This window comes from Bacillus sp. FSL L8-0528 (assembly GCF_038593085.1).
In the GTDB taxonomy this organism is placed as follows: domain Bacteria; phylum Bacillota; class Bacilli; order Bacillales; family Bacillaceae; genus Bacillus; species Bacillus paralicheniformis.
On the sequence record NZ_CP151961.1, the window covers coordinates 680,489 to 693,309 of the forward strand.

Below are 12,821 nucleotides of genomic sequence, written 5' to 3' on the forward strand. Positions count from 1 at the left end.
AGGAAGGCTGTTCGGATATGCTTTTTGCTGTTTATACAACGTTCTTAGCAATTCGGCTTCGAATCGAAACGATCAGATGATTGGATACCGTCCTGTTGCAAATTCTAACGCCTGCGCTTTTCATGAAAAACAGCCTAACGATCCTTTTAAAAGGATGATTAGGCTGATTGTTTATTGAGGCATTTGCAATTTGACAAACTTCCGTTTGCCGACTTGGATCATCATACCGTGTTCGACCGCCACATCCGCATGAATCGATTCTGCTTTGATGCCGTTGATTTTAACGCCGCCGTTTTGGATCATTCGGCGGGCTTCGCTTTTGGAAGGGAGGAGTCCGAGCGTCACCAATAAATCGGTGACAGGTACCGTTCCGTCACCTTGCCAGTGTACAGGCGTTATATTGTCCGGCGCGCTGTTTTGCTGAAAAACCTTTTTAAACTGCTGTTCGGCCGCTTCGGCCGCCTCGCTTCCATGATACATGTTGACGATGGTTTTCCCGAGAAGCATTTTCGCATCTCGCGGATGTACGGCCCCCGTTTCCAAATCTTTGACAAGTCGTTTTTTATCTTCCGCCTCCAAGTCGGTCGCAAGATGGATATATTTTTTCATCAAACTGTCCGGAAGCGACATCGTTTTCCCGAACATTTCATGAGGGTCTTCATCGATGCCGATGTAATTGTTCTTTGATTTAGACATTTTTTCAACGCCGTCAAGTCCTTCAAGCAGCGGCATAAGAATGACGACCTGTTTTTCTTTTCCGTACTTTTCCTGAAAGTGTCTGCCCATGAGCACGTTAAAATGCTGATCCGTTCCGCCCAGTTCAATATCGCTGTCCAGAACGACTGAATCATATCCCTGCATCAACGGGTAAAAGAACTCATGAAGCGAAATCGGCTTTTGCATGGCAATTCTTTCTTCAAAATCATCGCGTTCCATTAAACGGGCGACGGTAATTTTGCCGGCGAGTTCAATGACGTCTTCCAAGGTTAATCGTTTAAGCCATTTTGAGTTGTAGTGAAGCTCGACCTTGTTCTGATCAAGCACTTTTCCAAACTGGTGAAAGTATGTTTCGGCATTGCGGCGGACTTCTTCGTCCGTCAGCTGTTTTCTGGCGGCGGATTTTCCTGTCGGATCGCCGATTTTTCCTGTGAAATCCCCGATCAGGAGCTGGACGATATGACCATTTTCCTGAAATTGGCGCAGCTTATTCAAGACGACGGTGTGGCCCAAATGAACATCAGGTGCCGACGGATCGAGGCCAAGCTTAATTTTCAGCGGTTCGCCGGTCAAAATCGATTTGGCCAGCTTTGCCCGCAGTTCTTCCGGGGGAATGACCTCCTCCGCTCCGTCCATATATAAGTGAAGCTGCCTTTCGACTTCCCGCTTCTCGGCAGTTGTCAGTTGATCAAATTGTTGCTGCATGATAACTCCTCCTTTTTTTGTATAAAAAAAGAGCCTCATCCCGATAAGGGACGTGGCTCAAATGCACGCGGTACCACCCTGGTTGAAGACTTTCATCTTCCGCTTTATTTCAGATAACGGTTTCCCGTTCTTTGCTACTTAAAGGTTCACAAAGAAAGCTCAGGGAGGTAATTCACGTCTGCCTTTGCACCGGCTCGCACCAGCCGCCGGCTCTCTGGAACAGGGAGACAGCCCGCTACTTGTTCCCGTCGTTGCTTATGGTTTATGAAGATTGTCGTTCACTTTTCGAAGGAGCTCGATCAATGTATTCTGCTCCTCTTTTGTCATGCCCTTGATCAGCATGGTTTCCCCTTTGTGGAACGCCGGATAGAGCTCTTCAATAGCGGCTTTTCCTTCAGGGGTGATCTCGGCGTATACGTGTCTGCGGTCTCTCGGATCCGCGCTTTTTCCGCAAAAGTTCTTTTTTTCAAGCGTTTTAATGACATTGCTCGCAGTGGCTGTTGAAATGCCTGACAGTTCAGCGAGTTTTCTCGTTTCAAGCCTGCCCCATACCCATAGATCGTAAAGAATCGAAAAAGCCGTCCATGACAATTGATATGAGGAAAGAATCTCGGTCTCCATTTTGACACGGAGCTTTTGCGCTGACCGGTAAAGGTTGGTGGCGACCGAAATGGCTTCAAGATTCAAGGACTCGATCGGCATGCGTTTCAGCTTGATGAGTGTGTCGTGTTCTTCCTGTCGAAGATGGGGGGATCTATCCAATCGTGACGCCTGCCTTTTTATTTTCAGAATCATTAGCTATGAAACGAATTTTAACAGATGGTTTTCATTCATGCAAGCCCTTTTTTGATATGACGAGAAAAGCCGGCATCATGATGATGACCGGCACTTGTTTCAGCTAGGACTTGGGTTTGGTTCAGGGGTTCCGCAAGCGCGGTGCCTGAGTCATCTATTGTTGCGGTTATTGCCGGCCATTTAAACGTAATAATTGCATTTTAAACGTAAACAAACTGTAAAATACCATTTCTATGAAAAAAGGTATAATTTGAATGTCAGAAAAAAATCCCATTCACGGAGGATATTTTTATATGAAGAAGATACTTTTTTCTGTTTTTGTTTTGGCAGGCAGCTTGCTATTGGCATTCAATTTTGCCGGTGAGGCGAGTGCTAAAACGAAAAAAGTCAGCGGCTACATCACTTGGTACAACGGCGTGGGCAAAGTCGGCGCTGACGGCAAAAGGCTCGGCCATTGGGACTGCGCCACAAAGATGGGCTTCGATGTTCCGAGAAAAGGCACAAAAATAAGAGCCTATTCTAAAGCAAAACCAAAGAAAGTCATTACAGTCTATAAATATGATGTCGGCAGAATGCCGGGCGCTGTGTTGGATGTAAGCCCGAAAGCTTTTAGAGCTTTGGGATTTCCGACAAGCAAAGGAAAGGTAGCCGGACATTATACATATAAAAAATAGGAGAAATGAAGCAAGAAAAATCGTTTTCTTGCTTCTTTCAATTGGCGGGGTCGAATATGAAAAAAGTCTTTGTGTTTTTGTTGGCGGCCGTCATTTTAGCCGCAGGCGCATTTGCGGCCTTCCGCTATTTCGTCCCGGAAAAAGCGGAGCCGGCAAAGGGCGGCGGTTCAGACCTGCTCGTATCGATAACCGATCAGAAGCTGATGACCGCTTACTACGAAAATCAAAATAAGCTGTATGAAGAAAAGATGACGGATTACCCGGCTGTGGCATTAGACCGGAAAAAACGCATTCTTTATTATACGAACACCGATAACAGCAATGTGAAGCATTTGATCAGGCTCTATTTGCAGTCGGGCGAAAAAACAACCCTATATTCAGGGGATGAATATGTTGACGGGCTCAGTTTATCGGCGGACGGTGCGAAGCTGTTCATGCGATACAACCTTGCGGAGGAGAGGAATTTTCACCTCGCTTCCTTTGATTTAAAACAAAAGGCGTTTCACATCATTTATCCATCGTTAAAAAACAAGGACGAGAGCGTTAGCTACTATCAGTACAACAAAGCTAACAATCAATTCGTTATGCTGCATTATTCATTGAAAGAAGACTATCAAAAAACAGATAAGGCGAACAGCAAAGGAGTGCCGCCCGAACCGACGAATATGAACATTTCCCTGGCTGATGAGAAAGATCAGCAACAGGTGAGAACGATCGCAAAATTTATCAATGACACGGCAATTTCGCCGGATGGCAAAACGATCGTCTTTACAGAATCGGCTGATGATCAGAAGGCGATTTATGCGATGGATGCCGAAACGAAAAAATATAAAGCGATCATTTCAGATCAGCGGGCATTTTCATTAGTCGACTCAGCACAGCCGCAATTCTCGAAAGACGGGAAAAAACTTTACTTTCTCGCTGAAGCAAAAGATGCGAAGCTGCTTGAAGATGAAACGGGGAGCGAAGCAAGGGTGAGAACGATTTATTCGTATGATATGGATACGAAAAAAGTGAGCAAAGCCTGGGAAAAAACAAACGGGATTATCAACACCTTTTCCGTTATTGACGAATAATGAGCATCAGCCGGCACAAACAAACTGTGCCGGCTGATTTTTTATCAAGAGCCGTTTGCCTGAGACGCCGCAGCCGCCGAGCTCGTCATAATAGCGATTGCTGCTGTCTGCTGTGCTTGAATAACGGCTTCAAGCGTTTGATAAAGTCCTGTTTCCAGAAGCGCCGGATCTTCCGTTTTTTCGCTCATGTACAAGTTGACAGCCGTTTTCAGATTCATGTCTTTCTGCCACCTGAACAGTTTATCGCTGTTCAATGCGCCTGCTATGATTGTGATGGCATCTATGTCTTTTTCACCGTTCTCAAGCAATGCAAGCAGTCCGATTTCCGGGTAATGGACAGACTTCGGTCTTCTATGCTTTTTTGTCAATTCATCGTATATCCGAAGGGAGCGGGCGACAAGCTGATCGGAATCCCGCTCCGGCACAAGCGAGAGGATGTGGCTGAGAAACTGCAAATCGTTCCCTTTGCGAAAACCCGCTTGGTTCAGCTTTTGGTAAAACGCTTCGATATAGTCAATCAGTTCACCTGTCTCCATGTCTGAACCGGCCAAAAGCACGGCGAGCGGGTAGTCGCCGGCAGATGTTAAAAAGACGTGCTTGTCCTTCATTCCTTTGTAAATAGACAAAGCCCGGTTGATTTTGTCTTCATGATCATGCTCATCAGGATATTTTGTTAAAAGGATGAGTGCGGACAAGTAGGTGAAAATGCTTTTTTTGAATCCGTTGCCGGTCAGTTTTTCGTAAAGAATGAAAAAAGGTCTGATATGCGTTTCAGGTTCTTCGAAGCGCACGTCAAACATAGCGGCGAATGTATAGCGATGGGCCGACTTTAACGGCGAAAATGTCCCGGCGGCCTGTTTGACGGCCTCACTAAGCGTTAAAAACCGTTCTTTATCAAAAGGCCGCTTGTTGACGACATACATGGAAGCAATCATCATCAATGTCCGCTGATCTGTGACTTTCCATTTCAAATCGCTTTTTAACTCAGAGTAAATTGCTTTATATTGATCCAATCGCTGCTGCAGTTTAGCAGATGCCATTTTATCTGTCTCCTTCCTCGGTTTGCGTCGTTTTTGTATATACGAAACAAAGGAAATTAAGTTTCATGGATTTGGCATCATACCGGGCTTTTGCTTAATAATATGGAAAAGGATACAGCGCGGCAATAATAACAAACGGGAAGAGCCTTCTCCTGAACCGTCGGAATCGCCGGCGCGGATATCCGTATCCGCCGTAAAACTGCCTTTCATCTGTCACGTCTTCGGGAATGAGGAGAGATGTTTCCTGACGGTTCACCCCTTCAAGGATGCCGTGAACGGAACGGCCGTCCTTCATTTTCAGCACGACGTGATAGTGCATGTATTTGCGGCATAAATCGTGCAAAGACCTTTGATGATCATGGGGCATTGAGCAAACGGCATCTTTCGGAACACTCATATTCCTTTCCATCTCCTTTTAGATTCATGGTATTCATCTAATGGATGAATGTTCCGGTTTGGAACGGTGGAGCCGTGATATATGTAAAAAAGCCGATATAAATCGGCTTTAAAGATCAATGGTCAGCACTTCTTTCTGCGGCACTTGAAACGGTCGTCATCATCATCAGAAAAACACTTTCTTTTTCTGCACTTGAACCGGTCATCGTCAGAGCTGCGGGTTTTATCCGTTGTATCCGTTTTATTCGTTTTATCCGCTTTATCGGTATCCGCCGAACGCAGCGCGTTCCTTGACTGTCTTTCTTTTTCCCGCTCAGGGCTGTATGGATCGTAATTGTCATAGTACTCTTCGTAGCTGTTCATTTTGAGGCAATCACCTGCCTTTGACTCATGATATGATAATGTATTATAAAGAGGGGCGATTTGCCTGTGCATATATAATGGTTTGTTGTGCCGTAAATAAGCTGATCAACTGACAAAATTCAACATTGAATAAAGGATTTTTTGCTTCAACCGCTAATATTATATGTATCAACCATTTTTTTACGGCTGCGCCTGCCGGTGCTTGAGAGAAAGCATTCAGGCGGACAGTCTGATAGGATAGAAGGAGCGGAATGCCGATGAAGCGATCCGGAAGTGAAGGAGAGTACTTATGAAAAATAGTAGAAAAAAAGAAATCTTATCGTGGGTGAAAACACTTGTCATAGCCGCCGCGCTTGTGATGGTTTGCCGCTATTTTCTGTTTACGCCGTCAACTGTTTTGGGAGATTCAATGTATCCGACTTTAGAGGACGGCAACATGGTCATGGTTAGTAAAATCAGCGATATTCAGCGCTTTGATAAAATTATTTTTCACGCGCCTGATTCGGATGAAAACTATGTGAAAAGGGTGATCGGCCTTCCGGGAGATACGATCGAAATGAAGGATGATGTCCTTTATATCAACGGAAAAGCATACGATGAGCCTTATTTAAAGAAAAACAAACAAAAATTGACGCTTCATGAACATTTAACAGATAATTTCACACTGGAGAAATTGACCGGTGAACAAAAGGTGCCGGAAGACCACTTATTCGTGATGGGGGATAACCGCCAAAACAGCAAGGACAGCCGCTTTTTCGGATTTATTACAATGGACTCCGTTGTCGGCAAAGTTGAGTTCCGTTATTTTCCTTTCAATGAGATCGGCGGAATAGAATAGAAACGAAAAAGGCTTCCCATGATATGAATGGGAAGTTTTTTTTGTTTGTCGGCAAAGTCATCAAAAGTGGTCTAAACCAAGTCGCTATGCTTGAGCGCGGCGGCAATTCTACTATTCAATTAAATTTAAATTAGAGCCCAGTTTTGGATGTCACAGTTGCTCTCTGAATTAAAAGGATTGCCATGTTTGATTGTTGATTATAATTTATGAATGAAACAAAAATAACTAAAAAATCCCGATTTAACAATTTAGTGTATGGTATTCTTTAAGCACAAAAATTGTTCACTTTTACTATACATATTATTAGGGGGATAAATGGAATCAAAAAATAGTAAACTAACACCGTCTATAACTATATTTTTCGCTATGAAAAAGCACAATACCGAATTTCTTGGTTAGTTTTTTAGTTGTTCTAAATCAGAGGTTTCAGCTTTTCTAAGGAGTACTCTTGATTTTTTTATTTTTATCTCAATTCTTACGTTGTTTGCAGCGATGATTGAAGTACTGGTGACACCTTATGTATTACATAAATTCTGATAGGAGGTCATTATGTTTAATAAACAACAGATAGATAAGCTGCCAGAACTGAAGAAAAAGTTTGGAAGTGGTTTTATCGCAGTTTTCTATATCTCTATTCTTCTTTCCATGTGTACGTTTTTTATAGAATACAAATATTTTCTCATTGTATTATTCGCGCCCACTATTATTGTTATGTTAATCAACCCTCCTTTTTCCGAAAAAAAGGGGATGTTTCGTTTCATTGCCGGCCTTTATTTGCTTTTATTGGCACTGGTAACATACTTGTGGCTTCAAGCATAAACAGTCCGGATATAAAGATCAGGACTGTCATCAGCGCGAGGTTTTTTCGAATAGGGGAGAGGTTGGTTATTTTCGGCCCGCGGAGAAAAGATGAATTTACGTTTAACGCTTTTGCTGCCAAAATCTCAAAAATCCAGCAAGCTTGACTTGAAAGGTTCTCATCGCCAAAAAACAGAATGAATGAGATAAAAATAGGGCAGATTATAAAAGTCCGACCTATTTTGTCAACAATCTGAAGGGCTGCCTACAGTGATAATGGGGAGCCTTTTTAGCATTCGCACATTTTGGCGAGCGGGCGGTTTGAAACATTATCTGTACAGTGGAATAATGAAAAAAGAAGCTGGACAACAAGGAGGATGAGCAGATGAAAGTGTTTGTAGTGGGGGCGAACGGACAAATCGGGCGCCGCTTGACAAAAAGCTTGAATGAAAGCGACGAACATCAAGTCAGAGCAATGGTGAGAAACGAAGAGCAGGCGCAGGCTTTGAAACAATCGGGAACAGAAACCGCGCTCGCTAATTTAGAAGGCACCGTGGAAAGCATCGCAGAAGCGGCGAAAGGCTGCGACGCGATTGTCTTTACCGCCGGCTCAGGCGGCAAAACGGGCGCTGATAAAACGCTTCTGGTGGATTTGGATGGGGCGGTTAAAACGATCGAAGCCGCCGAAAAAGCGGGCATCCGCCGATTTATTATGGTCAGCACATTGCAGGCACACCGCCGTGAAAATTGGAGTGAAGCGTTAAAGCCGTATTATGTCGCCAAACATTATGCGGATCGGATTCTTGAAGGCAGCGGATTAAACTACACGATTATCCGTCCGGGCGGCCTGTTAAACGAACCGGGTACAGGCCGGGTGAAAGCGGCGGAAAACCTTGAGCGCAGAACGATTCCGCGAGAAGATGTGGCTGATACCATCTTGGCGGCGCTCACCGAAGAGCATACATTCCGGCGTTCATTCGATTTGGTTTCGGGTGATCAAACGCCCGCCGAGGCGCTTAAATCGATATAAAAGTGATTCGGGGAACCTGTGGTCAGAAGGTTCCCCGGCGTTTTTACAGAAGCGGAATATAGATGGTCATCTTCATCTCGTTCGGCGGCACCGAACGGCACACATCAGTCACTTCAAAGTCCGGTCCTTCTGTTCTCTCGTAATTGGTATTCATCAGCCATGATCCATAGATGTATCTTCTTGTGTTCTGCACGGATTCGGTCGATCCGTTCACATGAAATACGGCGTATTTGCCGCCGGGAATTTTCGTATACATAAGCGGCTCCGGCACTTCTCCGGCTGCTGTTTCGCGAACGGCTTCCCCGATGATAAATGAGAAACCTCCGTCATCCCGGAAGCGGCATGACAGCCCGTAACACATATTCGGAGCCGTTTTTTGAGGGATTTGCATAAAGTATCCATTTCTGCCGAAATCGTTGTAGAATTTCGGGATATCTTCGAAATACTTTTCATCGTTTAAATTTGTCCGGTACTCATATCCGATCATATGTATATCATTTAAATGAGTAATGTGCGGCTTTGGGATGTTCATATCTCCAGTCATCCTTTCTTTATATTCGAGAAAATTAATTTTGGTTTGAAAATCAAGCTTGACCTTTGCTTTGCGATACTTGGCCGGAGTGATGCCGAAGTACTGTGAGAATGCCCTGCCGAAAGCTTCCTGTGAGCCATAGCCGAAATCGATTGCGATCTCGAGAATGGAACGGTCCGTTTTCTCAAGCAGAAGCGCAGCTTCAGACAGACGCCGGTTGCGAATGTACTGATAAACGGAAAAACCGGAAATCGCCTGAAAAAGCCTTTGAAAATGAAACGGGGAGAAACATGATTTAGCCGCAATATCCGTAATGTTTAAATCGTTTTGAAGGTGTTCTTCGATAAAATGAACCGCGTTTTGAATTCTTTCGTAATCATCCATATTCATCCACAGCCTTTACGATTTGATGATCCTATTGTACAGGATCAAGCGATGGTTTTTTTGATGATTTGTGCTTTTTTAAAAGCCTCCAAATGCGGAGGCTTTTTCTTATTGATGACGAACATCCGTCACTTCAAGAGGGCGCATCATATCGTAATCTTCGTGTTCCAGGATGTGGCAGTGCCAGACATATCTGCCGCTGTACGGCGCAAAGGTTGCGATAATGCGCGTCACCGAGCCCGGAGGTACTTTGACGGTGTCTTTCAGCCCTTTTTCATTCTGTGCCGGTGGAACTGCCGGACCTGTAAAGACAAGTTCTCCGTTTTCCTGATACCGCTCGATATCAAACGGCCGGTGGTCGAGAATCAAAAATTGGACAAGATGTAAATGGATCGGATGGATCGCCCTTCCGGCATTGATGATCGACCAGATCTCAGTGCTGCCGAGGGCGGGAGTTTCAGTTACCGGTTCATGCCATTTTGTGTTGTTTAAAAGCAGAACAGGTCTTCCATATTGATCAAGGGACGCGCCCAATGACAGATTTCTAAGGGTATTGATCTTGTGTCTCCGGTAAAATGGGCGTTTTCTCAATATTCTCGGCAATGAACTTGTATCTTTTTGCTTCAATGGTTTTGAGATGCGGAATTGCATGATGTCGGCATCTGTATCGGGATCTGCGTCTTGTCCGCCGCAGCCGATCCGGTTTTTCAATGTCACGGTTTTTCCTTCAGCTCGTGAAAAATCAACGATGATATCGCACCTTTCAGCCGGTGCGATCACCAGTTCATTGACTTTAACCGGATGCTGCAGAAGACCGCCGTCCGTACCGATTTGATGACATGTGATGTCATGATCGAAATACAGCTCAAAGATTCTCGTATTGGAGGCGTTCAGTATCCGAAACCGGTATTTTCGGGGTTCCAGTTCAGCAAAAGGCCATACCTTGCCGTTGACTAAAATGGTATCACCGCAAAAAGCCGGAACAATCGACGGGTCCGGAAGATCCGGCGAAGGGTTGTCAGGCTGCCGCGGATAAAACAATGAACCATCTTCATGAAAGGACTTATCTTGAATCAAGAGCGGAATTTCATATTCTCCCTTCGGCAAGTTCAACGACCGCTCTTCCCTGTCGCGGATAAAATATAAACCGACAAGCCCCGCATATACATTCAGCCTTGTGATGGCCATTGCATGATCATGATACCAGAGAGCCGTAGCATCCTGCTCATTCGGATATTCATACACCTCCCTTTCAAAAAAAGGGCCTTTGGCTTGAAAGTCTTTAGTGTACCAGGCTTCCGGGTAACCGTCGCTATCAGGCGGTGTCCGGCCTCCATGCAGATGAACGACTGTTTTGACTTCATGTTCATGATGGCCGTCGTCATGAATTGTATGGTCGACGGGGAGAAAATGATGATCCGGAAGCTTATTCAACCATTTGACCGCGACTTTTTCGTGTTTTTGCACTTCAAAGGTGGGGCCGGGATAGACTCCGTTATATCCAAACAGCCGGGTCGGCGGCAGATCGCGGTGGAGCTGCTGCTGAAATTCTTTCATTGAGACTTCATAATAGGTCATTTCCTTGCTTTTGCTGTGGGGGTTAAGCACTTTCGGAATGGGGAGTTTGTCAACGAATTTTTCAAGTTTCATGTTTCACCTGTCCTCTTTTGTTCTGATGAAAAGATCATTACATTATAAGACGGGTTGCATGGTCTGGTTCCTCATGATGAGAATAAGAAATGTAATTTGTGCTGAGAATGTTAAAAAAAAGAATCGATCATGACAAGAAGATGAACAGAATATTTCCTAACGATTAAAAATCGCCTTAAGGCATGTTTCGCGGAGGAAGAAAGGCGGGGATGATGATACATTATGTGTAAACCCTTTCTTATGGGGCGAAGCGGTCTGAAAGGAGATACCCGTATTGCAGAAAAGAATAGAGTGGATTGATGTTTCGAAGGGCGTGGGAATTATATTGGTCGTGTTGGGCCATACACCGACGCCGGATTGGCTGAAAACGTTCATTTTCGCATTTCATATGCCGCTGTTTTTCTTTCTGTCCGGCCTCGTTTACCATGATGGGAAGATGACTTTTACATCATTTCTCTTTAAAAAAATAAAGACGCTTCTTTTGCCGTACTTCATTTTCTCCGTTCTTGCCTATTTATTCTGGGTTCTCGTCGAGAGACATTTTACGTTCACCGGGAGTTCGGATGTCGATCCGGTTGTACCGTTTAAAGGCATTTTTTATTCGATGCCTGATGACTACATGCTGACACACAACCCGGCGCTCTGGTTTTTAACATGCTTATTCATCGTTGAAATGCTGTTTTTTATCGTGAAGAGATGGGGGAAAGGCAGGCTGTTTATCGTCATTGCCGTAATGGTGTCGGCCGCTTTGGGCTATTTGAATGACCAGTATGTGGACATTAAGCTGCCGTGGAATATTGAAGTGGCCCTGACCGCCATCGTATTTTATTCGGCCGGTTTTCTGTCGAGAAATAGCCTGAGGGAGATGAAAGACCGAAGAACGCTGCTCCCAGCGCTTCTCTTATTCATCGCGGTCGGCTGTTTACAGACCATGAACGTCAGAGTGGATATGAGGGCCAATGAGTACGGAAACATGGCAATCTTTTATTTGACCTCATTTCTGGGAACGGCAGGCGTCATTTTCAGCAGCTTTAAACTCGAAAAAGCGAAGCTTCTCCAATTTCTCGGCAAAAACTCGCTGATCATTCTCGTACTGCACTACCCGGTCATCAGGATGCTGAAAGCCGTCGTCTACTACTTTACCCAGGTTTCCCTTGATGAGACATACGGCTCCCTGTTGTGGAGCACGCTTTACACCGGCATGACATTGCTTGTTATGGTGCCTTGCATCTTTTTATTGAACCGGTATCCGATCGTGCTTGGGCGGAAGAAATGCAATTAAAAAACTTGCAAAGTTTTCTTTGCAAGTTTTTTTGAATTATTGAAGTTTGAAAGTAATCTTTTTATCATTCCAAAATTCAGGAGTGTAGAGGACCTTATATGTTTTGCTCTTTTTAGACTCGAAAGTGATTGTTCCAGATACCTTGCCGTTTGGTGTCAGGTTTCCAGATGATAGGTCATTATCATCTGATGGTCCAAACGTATTTTGCGTAATTTGTCCATCCTCATTTTGAATTTGAAAATCAAGTGGGTTATAGGAAATATCTTTATCGCTTTTATTTTCTATGTTAAGTGTTACAACTACATATTCATTACCGTTTTTTGGCTTGAAATATTCATTGCCCATCGATTTTTTAACGTTAGTAACTGTGATTTGGGTGCCATCCAGATCAGCTGTTTCATTTAAACCAAATTCAGTTTTTTCTTCTTTGGCATCGTCATTGCTTTTTTCTTCGCTAGTTTTTGCGGCTGTCGTCTTTGCACTGCTACCGGACGACTTGCTTTCTTGAGAAGAAGAGCCGCTTGAAGCGAATATCATGACG

Annotated in this window: 14 protein-coding genes and 1 other annotated feature; of the genes, 6 read left to right on the plus strand and 8 right to left on the minus strand. The window is 44.4% G+C overall.

Features of this window, described 5'->3' with window-relative positions; all coding sequences use genetic code 11:
- Window positions 1–171: 171 nt before the first annotated feature.
- Window positions 172–1,422, minus strand: a complete 1,251-nt coding sequence (gene tyrS, locus MHI30_RS03435) for a tyrosine--tRNA ligase (RefSeq protein WP_075755263.1) — start codon at window positions 1,420–1,422, stop codon at window positions 172–174.
- 43 nt (window positions 1,423–1,465) lie between these two features.
- Window positions 1,466–1,683, minus strand: a binding site (T-box leader).
- Window positions 1,678–2,124, minus strand: coding sequence for a MarR family transcriptional regulator (locus MHI30_RS03440; protein ID WP_240931700.1), 447 nt, complete (start codon window positions 2,122–2,124; stop codon window positions 1,678–1,680). Its footprint overlaps the feature before it by 6 nt.
- 386 nt (window positions 2,125–2,510) lie before the next feature.
- On the opposite strand from MHI30_RS03440, the gene MHI30_RS03445 reads away from it, so the two are divergent.
- The gene (locus tag MHI30_RS03445; protein ID WP_020450411.1) at window positions 2,511–2,891 is read left to right on the plus strand and encodes an RlpA-like double-psi beta-barrel domain-containing protein; all 381 of its coding nucleotides are present in this window, start codon (window positions 2,511–2,513) and stop codon (window positions 2,889–2,891) included.
- A gap of 5 nt (window positions 2,892–2,896) precedes the next feature.
- Entirely contained in the window at window positions 2,897–3,967 is a 1,071-nt protein-coding gene (locus MHI30_RS03450; protein WP_237562708.1) for a hypothetical protein, read from the plus strand.
- A 44-nt stretch (window positions 3,968–4,011) separates the two neighbouring features.
- Here MHI30_RS03450 and MHI30_RS03455 read toward each other — a convergent pair whose 3' ends face one another.
- The 3 genes from MHI30_RS03455 to MHI30_RS03465 all read right to left on the minus strand — a co-directional run bounded on the left by MHI30_RS03455 (window position 4,012) and on the right by MHI30_RS03465 (window position 5,766).
- On the minus strand, window positions 4,012–5,007 hold the full coding sequence (locus tag MHI30_RS03455) for a DUF4003 domain-containing protein (RefSeq protein ID WP_075755265.1): 996 nt from the start codon (window positions 5,005–5,007) through the stop codon (window positions 4,012–4,014).
- Between the two features lie 94 nt (window positions 5,008–5,101).
- Window positions 5,102–5,404 carry a small nuclear ribonucleoprotein gene (locus MHI30_RS03460; protein WP_075755266.1) on the minus strand — a complete coding sequence of 101 codons (303 nt, stop codon included), beginning with the start codon at window positions 5,402–5,404 and terminating at the stop codon, window positions 5,102–5,104.
- Window positions 5,405–5,526: 122 nt separating this feature from the next.
- Window positions 5,527–5,766: a hypothetical protein gene (locus MHI30_RS03465; RefSeq protein WP_075755267.1), complete on the minus strand. Its 240-nt coding sequence runs from the start codon at window positions 5,764–5,766 to the stop codon at window positions 5,527–5,529.
- Window positions 5,767–6,055: 289 nt separating this feature from the next.
- Between MHI30_RS03465 and lepB the strand changes: the two genes are divergently transcribed.
- The 3 genes from lepB to MHI30_RS03480 all read left to right on the plus strand — a co-directional run bounded on the left by lepB (window position 6,056) and on the right by MHI30_RS03480 (window position 8,432).
- Complete coding sequence (lepB, locus tag MHI30_RS03470) at window positions 6,056–6,604, plus strand: signal peptidase I (RefSeq protein ID WP_003179488.1); 549 nt, start codon at window positions 6,056–6,058, stop codon at window positions 6,602–6,604.
- Window positions 6,605–7,153: 549 nt separating this feature from the next.
- Entirely contained in the window at window positions 7,154–7,423 is a 270-nt protein-coding gene (locus MHI30_RS03475; RefSeq protein WP_075755268.1) for a methyltransferase, read from the plus strand.
- A gap of 364 nt (window positions 7,424–7,787) precedes the next feature.
- Window positions 7,788–8,432, plus strand: coding sequence for an SDR family oxidoreductase (locus MHI30_RS03480; protein WP_026578946.1), 645 nt, complete (start codon window positions 7,788–7,790; stop codon window positions 8,430–8,432).
- 43 nt (window positions 8,433–8,475) lie between these two features.
- Here MHI30_RS03480 and MHI30_RS03485 read toward each other — a convergent pair whose 3' ends face one another.
- Both MHI30_RS03485 and MHI30_RS03490 read right to left on the minus strand, forming a co-directional pair.
- Entirely contained in the window at window positions 8,476–9,348 is an 873-nt protein-coding gene (locus MHI30_RS03485) for an effector binding domain-containing protein (protein ID WP_075755269.1), read from the minus strand.
- 108 nt (window positions 9,349–9,456) lie between these two features.
- Complete coding sequence (locus MHI30_RS03490; RefSeq protein ID WP_075755270.1) at window positions 9,457–10,998, minus strand: multicopper oxidase; 1,542 nt, start codon at window positions 10,996–10,998, stop codon at window positions 9,457–9,459.
- 274 nt (window positions 10,999–11,272) lie between these two features.
- On the opposite strand from MHI30_RS03490, the gene MHI30_RS03495 reads away from it, so the two are divergent.
- Window positions 11,273–12,280 (plus strand): acyltransferase family protein, encoded by a 1,008-nt coding sequence (locus MHI30_RS03495; RefSeq protein ID WP_075755272.1) that lies wholly within the window; start codon window positions 11,273–11,275, stop codon window positions 12,278–12,280.
- A gap of 36 nt (window positions 12,281–12,316) precedes the next feature.
- Here MHI30_RS03495 and MHI30_RS03500 read toward each other — a convergent pair whose 3' ends face one another.
- Window positions 12,317–12,817 carry a DUF4352 domain-containing protein gene (locus MHI30_RS03500; RefSeq protein ID WP_075755372.1) on the minus strand — a complete coding sequence of 167 codons (501 nt, stop codon included), beginning with the start codon at window positions 12,815–12,817 and terminating at the stop codon, window positions 12,317–12,319.
- Window positions 12,818–12,821: the final 4 nt, after the last annotated feature.